The sequence below is a fragment of the Agromyces sp. NPDC055520 genome (assembly GCF_053619715.1).
This window is the reverse complement of the sequence record NZ_JBSHJY010000004.1, coordinates 17,309-35,567: the sequence shown is the minus strand read 5'-3', so window position 1 is coordinate 35,567 and position 18,259 is coordinate 17,309. Positions and strand designations below refer to the sequence as shown.

Annotated in this window: 16 protein-coding genes; 8 read left to right on the top strand and 8 right to left on the bottom strand. The window is 68.7% G+C overall.

Features of this window, described 5'->3' with window-relative positions; translation table 11 throughout:
- Positions 1-306 precede the first annotated feature (306 nt).
- On the top strand, positions 307-1,200 hold the full coding sequence (locus ACWGST_RS03520; RefSeq protein WP_452045259.1) for an endonuclease domain-containing protein: 894 nt from the start codon (positions 307-309) through the stop codon (positions 1,198-1,200).
- A gap of 355 nt (positions 1,201-1,555) precedes the next feature.
- Here the strand turns inward: ACWGST_RS03520 and ACWGST_RS03515 are convergent, their stop codons facing one another.
- The 8 genes from ACWGST_RS03515 to ACWGST_RS03480 form a co-directional block, all read right to left on the bottom strand.
- Entirely contained in the window at positions 1,556-2,857 is a 1,302-nt protein-coding gene (locus ACWGST_RS03515) for a thymidine phosphorylase (protein WP_452045258.1), read from the bottom strand.
- On the bottom strand, positions 2,854-3,273 hold the full coding sequence (locus ACWGST_RS03510; RefSeq protein WP_452045257.1) for a cytidine deaminase: 420 nt from the start codon (positions 3,271-3,273) through the stop codon (positions 2,854-2,856). Before ACWGST_RS03510 ends, ACWGST_RS03515 begins: the two co-directional genes overlap by 4 nt.
- A gap of 60 nt (positions 3,274-3,333) precedes the next feature.
- Positions 3,334-4,596: an ABC transporter permease gene (locus ACWGST_RS03505; protein WP_452045362.1), complete on the bottom strand. Its 1,263-nt coding sequence runs from the start codon at positions 4,594-4,596 to the stop codon at positions 3,334-3,336.
- 23 nt (positions 4,597-4,619) lie between these two features.
- Complete coding sequence (locus ACWGST_RS03500; RefSeq protein WP_452045256.1) at positions 4,620-6,011, bottom strand: ABC transporter permease; 1,392 nt, start codon at positions 6,009-6,011, stop codon at positions 4,620-4,622.
- Positions 6,008-7,525 carry an ABC transporter ATP-binding protein gene (locus ACWGST_RS03495; protein WP_452045255.1) on the bottom strand — a complete coding sequence of 506 codons (1,518 nt, stop codon included), beginning with the start codon at positions 7,523-7,525 and terminating at the stop codon, positions 6,008-6,010. Before ACWGST_RS03495 ends, ACWGST_RS03500 begins: the two co-directional genes overlap by 4 nt.
- A gap of 219 nt (positions 7,526-7,744) precedes the next feature.
- Positions 7,745-8,839: a BMP family lipoprotein gene (locus ACWGST_RS03490; protein ID WP_452045254.1), complete on the bottom strand. Its 1,095-nt coding sequence runs from the start codon at positions 8,837-8,839 to the stop codon at positions 7,745-7,747.
- A 181-nt stretch (positions 8,840-9,020) separates the two neighbouring features.
- The gene (locus tag ACWGST_RS03485) at positions 9,021-10,097 is read right to left on the bottom strand and encodes a BMP family lipoprotein (protein WP_452045253.1); all 1,077 of its coding nucleotides are present in this window, start codon (positions 10,095-10,097) and stop codon (positions 9,021-9,023) included.
- 98 nt (positions 10,098-10,195) lie between these two features.
- Positions 10,196-11,314, bottom strand: a complete 1,119-nt coding sequence (locus ACWGST_RS03480; protein ID WP_452045252.1) for a mannose-1-phosphate guanylyltransferase — start codon at positions 11,312-11,314, stop codon at positions 10,196-10,198.
- A gap of 186 nt (positions 11,315-11,500) precedes the next feature.
- Here ACWGST_RS03480 and sdhC point away from each other — a divergent pair, with 186 nt between their 5' ends.
- The 7 genes from sdhC to trpS all read left to right on the top strand — a co-directional run bounded on the left by sdhC (position 11,501) and on the right by trpS (position 18,258).
- Entirely contained in the window at positions 11,501-11,923 is a 423-nt protein-coding gene (gene sdhC / locus ACWGST_RS03475; protein WP_452045251.1) for a succinate dehydrogenase, cytochrome b556 subunit, read from the top strand.
- Between the two features lie 14 nt (positions 11,924-11,937).
- Positions 11,938-12,384 carry a succinate dehydrogenase hydrophobic membrane anchor subunit gene (locus ACWGST_RS03470; protein ID WP_452045250.1) on the top strand — a complete coding sequence of 149 codons (447 nt, stop codon included), beginning with the start codon at positions 11,938-11,940 and terminating at the stop codon, positions 12,382-12,384.
- A 7-nt stretch (positions 12,385-12,391) separates the two neighbouring features.
- Positions 12,392-14,200, top strand: coding sequence for a succinate dehydrogenase flavoprotein subunit (gene sdhA, locus ACWGST_RS03465; RefSeq protein ID WP_452045249.1), 1,809 nt, complete (start codon positions 12,392-12,394; stop codon positions 14,198-14,200).
- A gap of 1 nt (position 14,201) precedes the next feature.
- On the top strand, positions 14,202-14,969 hold the full coding sequence (locus ACWGST_RS03460) for a succinate dehydrogenase iron-sulfur subunit (protein WP_452045248.1): 768 nt from the start codon (positions 14,202-14,204) through the stop codon (positions 14,967-14,969).
- An 84-nt stretch (positions 14,970-15,053) separates the two neighbouring features.
- A complete protein-coding gene (locus ACWGST_RS03455; RefSeq protein ID WP_452045247.1) occupies positions 15,054-16,307 on the top strand; it encodes a YhjD/YihY/BrkB family envelope integrity protein in 1,254 nt (417 codons plus the stop codon).
- Between the two features lie 53 nt (positions 16,308-16,360).
- Entirely contained in the window at positions 16,361-17,200 is an 840-nt protein-coding gene (locus ACWGST_RS03450; protein WP_452045246.1) for an exodeoxyribonuclease III, read from the top strand.
- 44 nt (positions 17,201-17,244) lie between these two features.
- Positions 17,245-18,258, top strand: a complete 1,014-nt coding sequence (gene trpS, locus ACWGST_RS03445) for a tryptophan--tRNA ligase (RefSeq protein ID WP_452045245.1) — start codon at positions 17,245-17,247, stop codon at positions 18,256-18,258.
- The last annotated feature ends 1 nt before the right edge of the window (position 18,259 follow it).

Sequence of the window (18,259 nt, the reverse complement as noted above, 5' to 3'; positions counted from 1 at the left end):
GCCCCGGCCTCCGCCTCCGCCCCCACCCCTGCCCCTTCTGCTGCCTCCGCCCCACCCGCGCATTCCGCCCCCTTTCATCCAGTCGAGCGGGCAGTAGATGCCGCCTCTGCGCACTGCGCGCGGCATCTACTGCCCGTTCGACCCCAGAACTGGGGCCGGGACCGGGACCGGCGGGGAGCGTGGGCACGAAGGGACGCAGTGGCGAGCGCGGGCGACTCTGCCTCCACAGGGCGTGAGCGCGCGGCATCCTTCACAGGTTCGTGATTTTCAGGCGAGCGGATGTCGCGCGCCCTCGATACTCGACGAATGCAGCCGCTGCCGCTCCCCCTCGCCTTCACGATCGCGCCGTTCTCGACCGGCGAGGCCCTCGAACATGGCCTGAGCGTTCGACGCCTGCGAGCGCGAGATCTGCGAGCGCCGTTCCGCGGGGTGCGCGCGTCGAGCGACGCCCCCGAAGAACTCATCGACCGCTGCCTCGCCTACCTCGCGCGCGATGCCCCCATCGCGTGGTTCTCCGGGCCGACGGCGGCGCAGCTCTGGGGCATTCCGCTGCCGGCGCGTCTGCAGTCCACCACTCCCCTGCACGTGACGGTGCCGGGCAAGCGGGCACCGCGTGTGCGCGATGTCGTCGGGCACACGACGAAAGACGGGTTGGTCGTGAGTCGGCATCGCGGGATGCCCGTGCTCGCCGCTGCCGACACGTGGTGCGAGCTCGGCGCGCTGCTCACGCTCGACGATCTCATCGAGGCAGGTGACCGACTGCTCGGACTGCCGACGCCGCTCGCGAGCCGCGACGAGATCGACGCCGCGGTGCGACGCCGCAGGGGCAAACGGGGTGCGGCCCTGCTCACACCGGCGTTGATCGAGATGCGCCCGCACAGCTACTCCGCGCGCGAGACGCGCACACGTCTCACCGTGTGCCGCGCCGGGTATCCAGAACCCGAACTGAACTCGCGCATCGCCCTTCTCGACGGCACGCACACTCGGGGCGACCTGGTGTTCCGTGCGCACCGGGTGCTGCTCGAGTACGACGGCGAGCAACACCGCGACGACGACGAGCAATGGGCGAAGGATGTCGCGAGGTTGAACGCCCTCGCTGCCGCGGGCTGGCTCGTGGTGAGGATCACCAAGCATTGGAGCCCTGCCCAAGTGCTCGACGCCCTCGACACCGCGCTGCGCGCCCGCGGCTGGCGCCCGTAGCGCGCCGTCGGTCCCGCCGCCTCACCCCTCTCACCCTCTCTCACCCCTCTCACCCCTCTCACCCCGCCGAACGGGCAGTAGATGCCGCCCGAATCGCACCGAAGCGGCATCTACTGCCCGCTCGCGCCAAATTCGGGACGCGCGCGGAGTGCGGCGACAGGTGGGACAGAATTCCCCGCCCCCTCCACTCCGTCGAACGGACAGTAGATGCCGCCCGAATCGCGGCCAGGCGGCATCTACTGCCCGCTCGCGCAAGATTCGGGACGCGTGCGGAGCGCGAGACGCGGAGCGCGAGGCGCGCAGACCCGAGACGGGAGGCGCGAGGCGCGGAGGGAGAGGGTGGGGAGAAACGGGGTCAGCGGCCGATGCGGTCGGCGATGAGGGGGCCGCCGTCTTCGATCGGGTCGCCCGCGTCGCCGATGCGCCAGGCGCCCTCGACGGCCTCGAGCGCGCGCGCGAAGCGGGCGGGCTCATCGGCGTGCAGGGTGAAGAGCGGCTCTCCCTTGCGCACGGCATCGCCCGGCTTGGCGTGCAGGTCGATGCCGGCCGCGTGCTGCACCGGGTCTTGCTTGCGGGCACGCCCGGCGCCGAGGCGCCACGCCGCGATGCCGAACGGCAGGGCGTGCTGCGCCACGAGCACGCCGTCGCGCTCAGCCGTCACGACGTGGTGATCGCGCGCCACCGGCAGCTCAGCGTCGGGGTCGCCGCCCTGGGCGCGGATGGCCCGTCGCCACGTGTCCATGGCACGGCCGTCGTCGAGCGCCGCCTCCACGTCGACGTCGGGCTGCCCGGCGAGGGCGAGCATCTCGCGGGCGAGGGCCACCGTGAGCGCGCGCACGTCCGACGGGCCGCCGCCGGCGAGCACCTCGACCGACTCGCGCACCTCGTTGGCGTTGCCGATCGTGAGACCGAGCGGCACGTTCATGTTCGTGATGAGGGCCGAGGTCGCGACGCCCGCGTCTTCGCCGAGTTCGACCATGGTGCGAGCGAGCTCGCGCGAGCGCTCGATGTCGGTGAGGAACGCGCCCGACCCGAACTTCACGTCGAGCACGAGTGCGCCCGTGCCCTCGGCGATCTTCTTCGACATGATCGACGAGGCGATGAGCGGGATCGCCTCGACCGTGCCGGTGATGTCGCGCAGGGCGTAGAGCTTCTTGTCGGCCGGCGCGAGGCCCGCGCCGGCGGCGCAGATGACGCCGCCGACGTCGCGCAGCTGCGCGAACATCTCGTCGTTCGTGAGGTCGGCACGCCAGCCGGGGATCGACTCGAGCTTGTCGAGCGTGCCGCCCGTGTGGCCGAGTCCGCGGCCCGAGAGCTGCGGCACCGCCACGCCGAACGTCGCGACGAGCGGCATGAGCGGCAGGGTGATCTTGTCGCCGACGCCGCCGGTCGAGTGCTTGTCGCTCGTGGGCTTGCCGAGCCCCGAGAAGTCCATGCGCTCGCCGCTCGCGATCATCGCCATGGTGAGGTCGCGGATCTCGCGGCGGGTCATGCCGTTGAGGAAGATCGCCATGGTCATGGCCGACATCTGCTCGTCGGCGACGTAGCCGCGTGTGTACGCGTCGACGAGCCAGTCGATCTCGGGCGTCTCGAGCACGCGCCCGTCGCGCTTGGCACGGATCAGATCGACGGCGTCGAACGGCTCAACGGCACTCATGAGTTCACTCCCCGGTATTCGGCGAGCTGCCGCGGACCGAACGCATCGGGCAGCACCTCGTCGATCGTCTTGATGCCCGAGACGGTGTCGAGCAGCATGCCCTCGGCCGAGTGCTCGTACAGCAGTTGCCGGCAGCGCCCGCACGGCATGAGGGCGGCTCCGTGGCCGTCGACGCAGGTGAACGCCACGAGCTTGCCGCCGCCCGACATGGCGAGCGCCGAGACGAGCGAGCACTCCGCGCAGAGGGTCACGCCGTACGAGGCGTTCTCGACGTTGCACCCGCTCACGATGCGGCCGTCGTCGACGATCGCCGCGGCGCCCACGGGAAACTCGGAGTACGGCACGTACGCCTTCGCCATCGCCTCACGGGCGCGCCCGCGAAGCTCGTTCCAGTCGATCGCATCCGTTGCGGTCATGGTGCTCCCCCGTTTCGAGATGGGTCGGTTGACGGATGCCCCGTGGCCCGGGGCATCCGCTCAGGATTTGATGTACGGCTTGCCGTCGGCAGCGGGCGCCCTCGATCGGCCGACGAACCCGGCGACGGCGAAGATCGTGACGACGTAGGGCAGCATCAGCATGAACTCGCTCGGCACGGGCGAACCGATCACCGAGAGCGTGTTCTGCAGATTCGACGCGAAACCGAACAGCAGCGCCGCAAGGGTCGCCTTGATCGGGTCCCATTGGCCGAAGATCACCGCCGCGAGAGCGATGAAGCCGGCGCCCGCCGTCATCTCTTTGTTGAAGGCGATGCCCGAGCCGATCGTGTAGAACGTGCCGCCGAGGCCGGCGATGGCGCCGGCGAGGGCCACGTTCCAGAACCGCGTGCGGTTGACGTTGATGCCCACGGTGTCGGCGGCCTGCGGGTGCTCGCCGACGGCGCGGACGCGGAGCCCCCAGCGTGTGTAGAACAGGCCGAAGAACACGAGCGCCACGGCGATGTACATGAGGTAGACGATGACCGTCTGTCGGAAGAACACCGGGCCGATGATCGGGATGTCGCCGAGCAGCGGGATCGGGTAGCGGTCGAACCGCGGCGGGGTGTTGAGCGTCGCCGCGTTGGGTGCGAGCACCTGCGAGAAGAAGAAGCTCGTCAGGCCCGTGACGAGCACGTTCAACACGACACCGACGATGATCTGGTCGACGAAGTACTTGATCGAGAACACCGCGAGCACCATGCCGACGAGCATGCCGGCGACCATCGCCGCGATGAGGCCGAACCACGGCTGCCCGGTCACCGATGCGACGACGGCGGCGGTGAACGCACCCGCGAGCAGCTGACCCTCGATCGCGATGTTCACGACACCTGCCCGCTCGCCGATCACGCCGGCCAGCGAGCCGAAGATCAGCGGCACCGCGAGGCTCAGCGAACCGAACAGCAGACCGATCATGGGCAGTGACGAACCGGCGCCCGCCCACGTCAGGAAGCCGAACATGAAGATGATCGCGAAGACGACGGTGAGCCACAGCGGAATGCGCCGCTTCGAGCGCACCAGCAGCACCGAGTAGAGCGTCGCGACGGCGAGCAGCGCGACGACCGCCCACAGCGCCTGTTCGGCGGGCACGACGAGGTCGGGCACCTGGATGGCGTCGGACTCGCGCGACCACCGGTAGGTCGTGTCGCCCGAGCGCGGGGCGAAGACGGCGAGAGCGAGCGCGATGAGCGTGAAGATGCCGTAGGCGATCGGCGCCTTCCAGCTGGTCACGACGGTCGTGTCGAGCGACGCCGCCTGGGGCGACATCTGGGGTCGTTGGGCAGTCGTGGTCACTTCGCCACCTCCTTCGCGGCCTTGCGTCGTTTCGGCTTGGCGTTCGGGTCGGGCAGGCCGAAGATCGTGCGCACGAGCGGCGGCGCTGCGATGAAGAGCACGATGAGCGACTGCACGACGAGCACGATCTCGATCGGCACGCCCTCGGCGGCCTGCATCGAGAATCCGCCGGCCTTGAACGCTCCGAAGAGGATGCCCGCGGCGAAGGTGCCCCACGGCGTCGAGCGCCCGAGCAGGGCGACCGTGATGGCGTCGAAGCCGATGCCGGCGTCGATGCCCGCGGTGAATCCGGTCGTGACGGTGCCGAGCACCTGGTTGACGCCGGCGAGGCCGAGGAGCGCACCACTGATGAGCATGGCGTAGACGTACATGCCCTTGACGTTGATGCCGGCCACCCGGGCCGCGTTGGGGTTGATGCCGACGGCCCGGAACTTGAACCCGAGGCTCGAGCGGCTGAGGATCCACCACACGAGGATGGTCGCGGCGACCGCGATGACGAACCCGAAGTGCAGGTTGAACTGCGGCCCGAACAACGGCGGCAGGATCGCGGTGTCGTGCATCCCGGGGGTCTTGGGGTTCGACGACCCGGGCGCCTGCAGTAGACCCGGGGTGCGAAGCATCCATGACACCAGATAGAACGCGACGTAGTTCAGCATGATCGTCACGATCACCTCGTGCGCGCCGGTGCGTGCCTTCAGCACGCCGGCGATGGCCGCCCAGAGGGCGCCGCCCACGAGACCGCCGACGAGCGCGACGAGCATGTGCAGGCCCCAGGGAAGCTCGACCGCGAAGCCGATCCAGCCGGCGATGGATGCTGCGATGAGCATCTGACCCCGACCACCGATGTTGAACATGCCGACGCGGAACGCCAGTGCCACACCGAGGCCGCCCGCGATGAGCGGGGTCGCGAAGGTGAGCGTCTCGGTGAGCGGCCGGATGCCGGCGAGGAAGGTGTCTTTGCGGAAGTTGTAGACCGAGCCTTGGAACAGCGCCGTGTAGGCGCCGGAGACCGAATCCCACACGGCGAGGAGCATGTCACCGGGCCGGGCGAAGAAGTATCCGGCCGTCTGCTGCACGCGCTCGTCGGTGAAGGCGATCATGATCGCGCCGACGATCAGGGCGAGCACGACCGAGAGTACCGAGATGAGCGCGTTGCCGGTGGCGATCTGACGCAGCATCGTGTGCCACTTCGACGGCGGCTCGACGTCGTCGACGCCGGTCACCGACGGTGCGCCCGCCGGCGAGGCGGCGAGCGCCGCGGCATCCGTCACCTCGGCGCCGCCGCGCGAGTCGCTCTCGTCGGGGGCGGCCCCGCTCGGCTCTTCGAGCGCGATGTCGGGTTCGAGGTCGCCGCCGGCGCCATCGCCGGGCGTTGTGGGGTCGCTCATGCGGCGGCTCCTTCTGCAGGGGTTTCCCCGGCCATCATGAGGCCGAGCACATCGCGGGGGGTGTTGCCGGGCACGATGCCGACGATCTTGCCCCGGTACATCACCATGATGCGGTCGGCGAGCGCTGCGACCTCGTCGAGTTCGGTCGAGACGACCACGACCGGCACTCCGGCGTCGCGCGCCGCGACGATGCGTTTGTGGATGAATTCGATCGAGCCGACGTCGACACCGCGGGTCGGCTGGGCGGCCACGAGCAGTCGCAGCTCGCGGCTGAGTTCGCGGGCGAGCACGACCTTCTGCTGGTTGCCGCCCGAGAGGTTCTGCACGGCTTCGTCGATGCCCTGGGCGCGGATGTCGAATTCTTCGACCTTCTCGCGCGCGAAGTCGGCGAGCACGCCGCGCTGCACGTTGCCGAAGCGCACGAACGGCAGCGACTCGCTGCGGTCGAGCATGAGGTTCTCGGCGATCGTGAATTCGCCGACGAGGCCGTCTTCGTTGCGGTCTTCGGGAACGAAGCCGACGCCCGATTCGAGCACGGTGCGCACGCGTTCGCCGACGAGCTCGATGCCGTCGAGCGTGATCGACCCCTGCACGTGGTGCTGCAGGCCGAGCAGCGCCTCGGTGAGCTCGGTCTGGCCGTTGCCCTGCACGCCGGCCACGGCGAGGATCTCGCCGCGGCGCACCGTGAAGCCCACGTCGTTCACGACGAGCTGGCCGATCGGGTCGATGACCGTGAGGTGCTCGACGACGAGGGCGTCTTCGCCGAGCTTCGGCTCTTCTTTGTGCACGGTCAGCTCGACCGCACGGCCGACCATGAGCGAGGCGAGTTCCGCGTTCGTCGCCGTGGGCTCGGCCTCGCCGACGACCTTGCCGAGCCGGATGACGGTGATGCGGTCGGCGACCTCGCGCACCTCGCGCAGCTTGTGGGTGATGAAGACGATCGAGGTGCCCGACTCTCTGAGCTGGCGCATCATGCCCATCAGCTCGTCGGTCTCTTGCGGCGTGAGCACCGCAGTCGGCTCGTCGAACACGAGCACGCGGGCGTCGCGCGAGAGCGCCTTGATGATCTCGACGCGCTGCTGCACGCCGACGGGGAGGTCTTCGACGAGCGCGTCGGGGTCGACGTGGAACCCGAACCGCGCCGAGATCTCTTCGACCTTGGCGCGCGCCGCGGCGAGGTCGAGCCGGCCGAGCCCCTTGGTCGTCTCGTTGCCGAGCATGACGTTCTCGGCGACGGTGAAGACGGGGATCAGCATGAAGTGCTGGTGCACCATGCCGATGCCGGCGGCCATGGCGTCGCCGGGGCCCGCGAAGTGCTGCACCTCGTCGTCGAGGAGCACCTCGCCCTCGTCTGCCTGATAGAGACCGTAGAGCACGTTCATGAGCGTCGACTTGCCTGCACCGTTCTCACCGAGGAGGGCGTGGATCTCGCCTGCCTCAACGGTGAGGTCGATGTGGTCGTTGGCGACCAAGCTGCCGAATCGCTTCGTGATGCCGCGAAGTTCGAGCTTCATGTCACCGATCCTAGTGAGAGGGCCGCATCTGTTGGTGATGCCGCACGAAAGTTGAGAGCGAGGGATGCCTCGTGCTCAGATGTTGTTCGATGTGCGCCGGGCCGCGTGCCGACGCCGAACGGGTCCAGGCGCGGAAGGAGCGCGCAGACGCCGAACGGCGTCCGGACGCGGAACGGGGAGGCCGGCGTGCGCCGACCTCCCCGACTCGCGTGGTGGTGACTACTCGCCGAGGTAGGACGTGACCTTCACGTCGCCCGCGATGATCCCAGCCTTCAGGTCGTCGAGCTGGCCCTGGAGTTCGGGCGAGACCTTCGACTCGAAGTCGTGGAACGGTGCGATGCCGACGCCGTCGTTCTCGAGCGTGCCGATGAACGGAGCGGTGTCGAACTCGCCGTTGCCGGCCGCGAGCACGGCGTCTTCGGTGCCGACCGAGATGCCCTTGAGGATCGAGGTCAGGATGAGGTCGGCGACCGACGGGTCGGTGATGGTCAGGTCGGCGTCGACGCCGAGCATGGCGATCTCACGACCAGAGTCGCGGATGGCGGCAGCGGCCGACTGGTAGATCGGGCCACCGACGGGCAGCAGCACGTCGACGTTCTGGTCGATCAGGCTCTGCGCGGTCTGGCGCGCGGTGTCGTTGGCCTCGAAGCCACCGGTGAAGAGGCCGTCGGTGCCGTCCCAGCCGAGCACCGTGACGCCCTTGCCGTTCTGCTCGTTGTAGTAGTCGACGCCCTGCTTGAAGCCGTCCATGAAGATCGAGACGGTCGGGAAGTTCATGCCGCCGAAGGTGCCGACGACGTTGGTCTTCGTGTAGTCGGCCGCAGCGTAGCCCGCGAGGAACGCCGCCTGGGCGGTGTCGAAGAGGATGGGCTTGATGTTCGGCGCGTCGACCTTGCCGTCGAAGTCGTTGTCGGCAGCGTCGTCGATGATGACGTATTCGACGTCGGGGTTCGCGAGCGCGGACTCGACCGTGGCGGCCGAGAGCGCGAAGCCGACCGTGACGATCAGGTTGCAGTCTTGGGCGACGAGGTTCTCGAGGTTGGGGGCGAAGTCGGTCTCGGCGTCGGACTGCACCGTGATCGGCTTGACGCCGAGCTCGTCGGAGGCCGCGTTGAGGCCCTCGAAGCCCGACTGGTTGAACGACTTGTCGTCGAAGCCGCCCGAGTCGGACACCATGCAGGGGAGGAAGTCGCTCGTGGCCTCTCCGCTGGGGTTGTCGGTCTCTTCGGGAGCCGCTGCGCAACCGGCGAGCAGCACGGCTGCGCCGAGCAGCGCGAAGCCGCTGAATGCGGCCTTCTTGGTGGTGACCTTCACTGTGTCCTCCAAAGACTGCGCCCCGACCGATCCGAGGCTTGTATCGTCACGTTACCGAATGTTGCGAACTCCGCAATCGTGCGAGGCACGACGACATCCAATGGTTATCAAGACGCGATCTTCTGCTCATGTGAGCAGACCAGTTGCCCCGTGAACAGGGGTGAACGGCCGTTCGACCGGATCAGGGGGCGGAACCGCCCGGCGCGGAAGGCGACTCCACGACGATCTCCCCCGCGATGATCGATTGTCGCAGCCCCTCGATCTCGCCGTCGAGCGCGGGCGACACGAGCGGTGCGAGGTCGTGGTACGGCGCGATCTCGACCCCGCCGTTCTCGAGCGTGCCGACGAACGGCGCGTTCGTGAACGACCCGTCGAGCACGTCGCCGACGATCTCGACCATGGCGTCTTGCGTGTTCTTCAGCACACTCGTCAGGATCACCGGCCGGTACTGCGCCGCGAGCGACTCGTAGCCGTCGCTGTCGACCCAGATCACCGACACGCCGCCCCGCTCGACCGCGGCCGACGCCGCGCCCTCGCCGACCTGCCCGGCCACGGGCAGGATCACGTCGGCGCCCTGGTCGATGAAGCTCTCGGTCAGGGTCTTGCCCTTGTTGACGTCTTCGAAGTCGCCGGTGAAGGCGCCGTCCTGCGCCGCCTTGTCCCAGCCGAGCGCGCGCACCTGGGTGCCGTGCACCTCGTTGTACTTCGCGACGCCGTCGACGAAGCCGTCCATGAAGAGGGTGACGGGCGGCTGGTTGCCGCCGCCGAAGGTCGCGACGACCCCGGTCTTCGAGACGCCGGCCGCGAGGTAGCCCGCGAGGTACGAGGCCTGCGCGGTGTCGAACACGACGGGCTTGACGTTGTCGGCCTCGACGGTCTCGTCGACGATCGCGAACGCGAGGTCGGGGTTCTTGCCCGCCTGATCGAGCGTCGACTCGGCGAGCTCCCACCCGACCGTGACGATGAGCTCGCACCCCGAGTCGACGGCCTGCTGCACGTTGGGCGCGAGGTCGGTCTCACCGGTCGAGACGATCGCCTCCGCCTCGATGTCGTACTCGGACTCGGCCGCCTGCAGCCCCTCCCAGCTCGACTGGTTGAACGAGCGGTCCTCCAGACCGCCCGAGTTCGTGACCATGCGCACGCACGATTCGCTCGCCGCGTCGCCGTCACCGGCGTCGGGCGCCGGTGCGCATGAGACGAGCGCGACGGACGCCGCGACCGCCGCCACGGCGACGACAATGGTTCGACTCACAGACATCCGGAACCTCTTTCCTGTATTCGATCGCCCCTTCGACAAGCTCAGGGAGCGGGCTTCGACGGGCTCCCTTCGACAGGCTCAGGGAGCGGCGCGGTCGACTAGAGCACGTCGTTGGAACCGCCGAGCCGAAGCGCGTCGACGACGGCCTTGACCCGCTGGGCGTGCTCGCTCGTGGTGACGAGCAACGCGTCGGGCGTGTCGACGACGACGATGTCGTGCACGCCGATCAGGCTGATGACGCGCTTCGAGCGGCTGACGACGATGCCGCTCGACGCGTCGGAGAGCACGCGGGCGTTCTCACCGAGGATGGCGAGCTCGCCCGAGCGCCCGGCCGTGTTGAGCTTGGCGAGCGAGGCGAAGTCGCCCACGTCGTCCCACGCGAAGTGCCCGCGGATCACCGCGAGCTTGCCGGCGGCCGCGGCCGGCTCGGCGACCGAATAGTCGATCGCGATCTTCTCGAGGCGCGGCCAGATGCGGTCGACGGCGGGGCCGCGGGTCTCGGGGTCGTCCCACGCGGCGGCGAGTTCGACGAGGCCGGCGTGCAGCTCGGGCTTGTTGCGCGCGATCTCGGCGAGCAGCGCGTCGGCGCGAGCGATGAACATGCCCGCGTTCCAGAGGTGCGCGCCGCCGGCGAGGTAGCGCTTGGCGGTGTCGAGATCGGGCTTCTCGACGAAGCTCGCGACCGTCTCGACGTGTTCGGCCCCCGCGACGGCGAGGGGCGCCCCGCACTCGATGTAGCCGAAGCCGACGGCGGGTTCGGTCGGCGTGATGCCGATCGTCGCGATGTACCCGGCGCGGGCCGCGGCCACGGCGTCGGCGACCGCTGCGCGGAAGAGCGCCGTGCCCGAGATCACGTGGTCGGCGGCGAACGAGCCGATGATCACCCCGGGCTCGCGGCGTTCGAGGATGGCGGCGGCGAGGCCGATCGCGGCCGTCGAGTCGCGCGGCTCGCTCTCGAGCACGACGTTGTGGTCGGCGAGCCCCGGCAGCTGCGACTCGACCGCGGCGCGATGCGCCCGGCCCGTGACGACCATGATGCGGTCGGCGCCCGACAGCGGGGCGAGGCGATCCCACGTGTCTTTCAGCAGCGTCTGACCCGAACCCGTGAGGTCGTGCAGGAACTTCGGTGCGTCAGCGCGAGAGAGCGGCCAGAGCCGCGATCCCACGCCGCCGGCGGGGATGACGCTGTAGAAGCCGTCGATCGGGGTTTCTTCCATGCGCACAGCGTATCGGGGCGGACGGCGCGCGCCCCGAGGCATCCTGACGTCGATATCTCGACGTCGAGAGAGTTAGGCGGGCCTTACCGGCGGCCGCTGCGCGCCGGGTCTACACTCGAATCGGGCCGTGTGCCCGCATGCCCCGGGCGACCCGGGGCGATTTCACACAGCCAGGGAGGGTTGTTCATGCCAGAGACTTCGGCAGGAACCCTGACCGCACCCGAGACGCCCGCGAAACAGAAGCCTGGTGGCACGCTGTACCGCGGCCGTGAGGGAATGTGGTCATGGGTGCTGCACCGCATCACGGGTGTCGCGATCTTCTTCTTCCTCCTCGTGCACATCCTCGACACGGCGCTCGTGCGGGTCAGCCCCGAGGCGTACAACGCGGTCATCGGCACCTACCAGACGCCCATCATGGGCCTCGGCGAGGTCGCCCTGGTCGGCGCGATCGTGTTCCACGCGTTCAACGGACTGCGCATCATCCTCGTGGACTTCTGGGCCTGGGCCACGCGCCATCAGAAGCTGCTCTTCTGGATCGTCATCGCCCTCTGGGTCGTGACCATGCTCGCGTTCACGCCGCGCCACCTCATCAACGTCTTCAGCCACTAGGGAGCCGCGGGACTATGACTGCCATCGAAACGTCGGCGCTGAAACCAGCCGATCGCCCGCGCCGCCGCGGCATCAACCTCGAGAAGTGGGGCTGGATCTACATGCGCGCCTCGGGCGTCGTGCTGATCGTGCTCATCTTCGGACACCTCATCATGAACCTCATGGTCGGCGACGGCGTCAAGGCCATCGACTTCGGCTTCGTCGGCGGCAAGTGGGCCGACCCGTTCTGGCAGTGGTGGGACGTGCTGATGCTGTGGCTCGCCCTCATCCACGGCGCCAACGGCATGCGCACGATCGTCAACGACTACACGAACCCCGGCCTCGTGCAGAAGGTGCTGAAGGGCGCCCTCTTCGCCGCCGCGGCCGTGCTCATCATCCTCGGCACGCTCGTCGTCTTCACCTTCGAGCCCTGCCCCATCGGCGCACCCGCCGACCTGCTTCCCAAGTTCTGCGCCGCATAGGAGATCCGTGAACACCCAGAGCGCCGACGCCGAGACCCAGGTCATCGACGGCGTCCACTACCACCAGTTCGACATCGTCATCGTGGGCGCCGGCGGCGCCGGCATGCGAGCCGCGATCGAGGCCGGCCCCGGTGCCAAGACCGCGGTCATCTCGAAGCTCTACCCCACGCGCTCCCACACGGGCGCGGCGCAGGGCGGCATGGCCGCGGCCCTCGCGAACGTCGAGGAGGACAGCTGGGAGTGGCACACCTTCGACACCGTCAAGGGCGGCGACTACCTCGTCGATCAAGACGCAGCCGAGATCCTCGCGAAAGAGGCGATCGACGCGGTCATCGACCTCGAGAACATGGGCCTGCCGTTCAACCGCACGCCCGAGGGCAAGATCGACCAGCGCCGCTTCGGCGGCCACACGCGCGACCACGGCAAGGCGCCCGTGCGGCGTGCGTGCTACGCGGCCGACCGCACGGGTCACATGATCCTGCAGACGCTGTTCCAGAACTGCGTGCGCCTCGGCATCAACTTCTTCAACGAGTACTACGTGCTCGACCTCGTGATGACCGAGGTCGATGGGCGCAAGCAGCCTTCTGGCGTCGTCGCCTACGACCTCGCCTCGGGTGAGCTGCACGTCTTCCAGGCGAAGGCCGTGATCTTCGCGACCGGCGGCTTCGGCAAGATCTACAAGACCACCTCGAACGCGCACACCCTCACGGGCGACGGCGTCGGCATCATCTGGCGCAAGGGCCTGCCGCTGGAAGACATGGAGTTCTTCCAGTTCCACCCGACCGGGCTCGCGGGCCTCGGCATCCTCCTCACCGAGGGTGCACGCGGCGAGGGCGCGATCCTCCGCAACGCCTCGGGCGAACGCTTCATGGAGCGGTACGCCCCCACCATCAAAGACCTCGCGCCGCGCGACATCGTCGCCCGCTGCATGGTGCAAGAGGTCGCCGAGGGCCGCGGCGCCGGCCCCCACAAAGACTACGTGCTGCTCGACTGCACGCACCTCGGTGCCGAGGTGCTCGAGACGAAGCTGCCCGACATCACCGAGTTCGCCCGCACCTACCTGGGCGTCGACCCGGTGTTCGAGCCCGTGCCCGTCATGCCGACCGCGCACTACGCGATGGGCGGCATCCCCACGAATGTCGCAGCCGAAGTGCTCTCCGACAACGACACCGTCGTGCCCGGCCTCTACGCCGCCGGCGAGTGCGCGTGCGTCTCGGTGCACGGCTCGAACCGTCTGGGCACCAACTCGCTGCTCGACATCAACGTCTTCGGCAAGCGCGCCGGCCGCAACGCGGTCGAGTACGTGAAGACGGCCGAGTTCACTCCCCTGCCCGACGACCCGGCCGCCGCCGTGCGCGGCATGCTCGAGCAGCTGCGCGACTCGAACGGCACCGAGCGCATCGCCGCCATTCGCAAAGAGCTGCAAGACGAGATGGACAAGAACGCCCAGGTGTTCCGCACCGACGAGTCGCTCGAACACGTCACGAAGGTCATCGCGGGCCTGCGCGAGCGCTACAAGAACGTCGCCGTGCACGACAAGGGCAAGCGCTTCAACACCGACCTGCTCGAGGCCGTCGAGCTCGGGTTCCTGCTCGACCTCGCCGAGGTCGTCGTCTACTCGGCCCGCAACCGCAAAGAGAGCCGCGGCGGCCACATGCGCGACGACTTCCCGAACCGCGACGACGAGAACTACATGCAGCACACGATGGCGTACCTCTCGGGCGACGCGCACTCGTCAGACGCTGCCGACCACATCAGACTCGATTGGAAACCGGTGACGATCACCCGCTACCAGCCGATGGAGAGGAAGTACTGACGTGAGCACTGCAACACTCGAAGCCCAGTCGCCGAATGCCGCGGATGCCCCGATCCCCTCGTTCACCGTCACGTTCCTGATCCGCCGTTTCGACCCAGAGGTCGACACCGAGCCGCGCTGGCAGGACTTCGACGTCGAGATGTACGCGACCGACCGCGTGCTTGACGCCCTGCACAAGATCAAGTGGGAGCAAGACGGTTCGCTCACCTTCCGCCGCTCGTGCGCCCACGGCATCTGCGGGTCCGACGCGATGCGCATCAACGGCCGCAACCGCCTGGCCTGCAAGACCCTCATCAAAGACCTCGACATCTCCAAGCCCATCTATGTAGAGGCCATCAAGGGCCTGCCGCTCGAGAAGGACCTGATCGTCGACATGGAGCCGTTCTTCGCGAGCTACCGCGAAGTGCAGCCGTTCCTCGTCGCGAACTCGAAGCCCGAACCCGGCAAAGAGCGCGTGCAGTCGGTCGCCGAGCGCGCGATCTTCGACGACACCACCAAGTGCATCCTGTGCGCGGCGTGCACCTCGTCGTGCCCCGTGTTCTGGACCGACGGCCAGTACTTCGGCCCCGCGGCGATCGTGAACGCGCACCGCTTCATCTTCGACTCGCGTGACGACAACGCGTCGACGCGCCTCGACATCCTCAACGACAAAGAGGGCGTGTGGCGCTGCCGCACGACCTTCAACTGCACCGAGGCATGCCCCCGCGGCATCGAGGTGACCAAGGCGATCGCCGAGGTCAAGCAGGCCGTCATGCGCGGCAAGCCGTAGCCGCGGAGCCGATTCCGAGGAGCCGACGCGAGCCGCGGCATCCCGAACCGTCTGCCGTACCCTCAGATCGCTAGTGTTGGAGTGATGAGCGAGCGCGGGCCGGGCACCCCTGAGCACCATGGGGAGACCTTCGACGAGCGTGTCGGCCGGGACCCGCTCGGACTCGAGGAGCAGCAGCCGACGACTCGCGAACGACTCGACGCGCTGAGCCAACCGATCCGCGACCGTCTCGAAGAGCCGATCAGCAAGGTCAGCTCGCTCACGCAGAAGACGCTCGCCCTGTTCCCCGTGCGGGTCTGGCGGCACTTCCTCGACCGCAACGGCTTCATCCTCTCGTCGGGCATGAGCTATCAGGCCCTCTTCGCCCTCTTCGCCGCGGTCTACGTCGTGTTCGCCGTCTTCGGCGTCTGGCTGACGAGCAACTCGGCGACCCTCGACGCCTTCGTGGCCCTGCTCAACACCTACGCGCCGGGTCTCGTCGGAGACGACGACGGCGCCATCATGACCACCGACGACCTCGTGCAGATCGCATCCGCCAGCACGAGCCTCTTCGGCTGGACCGGCGCTATCGCGCTGGCGGGCTTGATCTGGACGGCGATCGGATGGATCACCTACTCGCGCATGGCGGTGCGCAGCATCTTCGGCCTCCCGAAAGACCGCCGTGCCTACGTGCTGCTGAAGGCTCGCGACTTCCTCGCGGGGTTCGGCTTCGGCGCGATCCTCCTCCTCGCGACGGTGCTCTCGGTCGCGACCACCTCGTTCCTCGACTGGCTCTCGCAGGTGGTGGGGCTCGCGCGCGGCTCGGTCTGGTCGGAGTTCCTCGTGCAGGGCGGCTCGCTGCTCGTCGTCTTCGTGATCGACACCCTCGCGCTCGCCGTGCTGTTCCGGTTCCTCTCGGGTGCCGCGATGCCGTGGCACCGCATGTGGGTCGGATCGCTGCTCGGCTCGGCCGCACTCTCGGTGCTGCAGGTGCTCGGCGGCGCACTGCTCTCGCGCTCGAGCACGAACCCGCTGCTCGCCACCTTCACGGTGTTCATCGGTCTGCTCCTCTGGTTCCGCATCACGAGCATCGTCATCCTGGTTGCTGCGAGCTGGATCGCCGTCGAGGCGTCGGACGCCCACGAGACGCTGCGCATGGTGACGCCAGAGCAGCTCGCCGCCGAGCAGCGCGACCGCGAACAACGTGCGCTCGTGACGGCCGCGCGCGTGCGGGTTCGCGAGGCTCGGGCCGAGGTCGAGGCGGCCAACTGGTTCGAGGGGTTCGCCGCCAGGCGGCGGCTCGCGAAGGCCGAGCAGCGGCTCGCCGACCTCGAGGCGACCGTGACGGTGGTCGAGTAGCGAGCACCGGAGGGCGTCGGCACGGTGTCGGCGGCCTCCCGTAGGATCGATCCATGCCCTCTGCGAAGCCCCTCCGTCTGGCCAGCGTCAACGTCAACGGAGTGCGCGCCGCATTCCGCAAGGGCATGGGCGAATGGCTCGCCGGGCGCGAGGTCGACATCCTCGCGATGCAAGAGGTGCGCGCCTCGACCGAAGACCTGCAGGGCCTGCTCGGCGACGAATGGGACATCCTGCACGACCCCGCGACCGCCAAGGGCCGCGCGGGGGTCGCGATCGCGAGCCGCAACCGCGCGAGCATCCACCGCGTCGAACTCGGCGCGGCCGACTTCGACAGCGCCGGCCGCTGGCTCGAGGCCGACTACGAGGTGGGCGACCGCGTCGTCACGGTCGTCTCGGCCTACGTGCACTCCGGCGTGGTCGACACCCCGAAACAGGTCGAGAAGTACAAATTCCTCGATGCGATGATCGAGCGGATGCCGCGGCTCGCCGAGCACGCACCGCTCGCGGTGATCGTGGGCGATCTGAACGTCGGGCACCGCACGCTCGACATCAAGAACTGGAAGGGCAATGTGAAGCGCGCCGGCTTCCTGCCCGAAGAGCGCGCCTACTTCGACCGCTTCGTCGGTGCAGAGGGCGACGACGACTACAACGCGGGCGGCGGGCTCGGTTGGATCGACCTGGGCCGCCGTTTCGCCGGCGAGGTCGACGGCCCGTACACCTGGTGGTCGCAGCGCGGCAAGGCGTTCGACACCGACACGGGCTGGCGCATCGACTACCAGCTGGCGACCCCGGCGCTCGCCGAGACGGCCGTCTCGTACACGATCGACCGGGCCGATGCGTGGGATGCACGATGGTCCGACCACGCCCCCGTGGTCGTCGACTACGCCATCTGACCCACTCTCTCCGCCGCACGCGACGGGCATTTCGAAGGATCACCATGACGCAGAAACCCCGCCTCTACTCGGGCATGCAGCCCTCGGCCGACTCCCTGCACGCCGGCAACTACATCGGCGCGCTCCTGCAGTGGAAGGAGTTGCAGTCGACGCACGACGCCTTCTTCTCGGTCGTCGACATGCACGCCATCACCGTGGCGCAAGACCCGGCCGAACTGCGCGAGAAGACCCGGCGCACGGCCGCGCAGTACATCGCGGCCGGCATCGACCCCTCGAGCTCGACGCTCTACGTGCAGTCGCACGTGCCCGCGCACGCCGAGCTCGCCTGGGTGCTGAACACCATCACCGGGTTCGGCGAGGCCGGGCGCATGACGCAGTTCAAAGACAAGTCGCAGAAGCAGGGCGCCGACGCCACGAGCGTGGGCCTCTTCGCCTACCCCGTGCTCATGGCCGCCGACATCCTGCTGTACCAGACCGAGATCGTGCCCGTCGGCGACGACCAGAAGCAGCACGTCGAGCTGACCCGCGACCTCGCCGCGAGGTTCAACGCGCGCTTCGGCGCCGACACCTTCGTGCTGCCCGAGCCGGCGATCCAGCGCGCGACGGCCCGCATCTACGACCTGCAGAACCCGACGTCGAAGATGTCGAAGTCGGGCGAGACCCCGGCCGGCATCCTGTGGCTGCTCGACGAGCCCGCGGTCACCGTGAAGAAGATCATGCGCGCCGTGACCGACACCGACGGCGAGGTGCGCTTCGACCGTGAGCACAAGCCGGGCGTCTCGAACCTGCTCACGATCTTCTCGGTGCTCTCGGGTCGCACGATCACCGACATCGAGCAGGAGTTCGCCGGCCGCGGCTACGGCGACTTCAAGAAGGCGCTCGCCGAGGTCGTCGTGGGCGAGTTCGAACCGATCCGCGCGCGCGCCCTCGAGCTGCTCGACGACCCGACCGAACTCGACCGCCTGCTCGGCGTCAACGCCGACCGGGCGAGCGCGGTCGCCGAGACCACCCTCGCCACGGTCTACGACCGCATCGGCTTCCTCCGGCGCGCACGCTGAT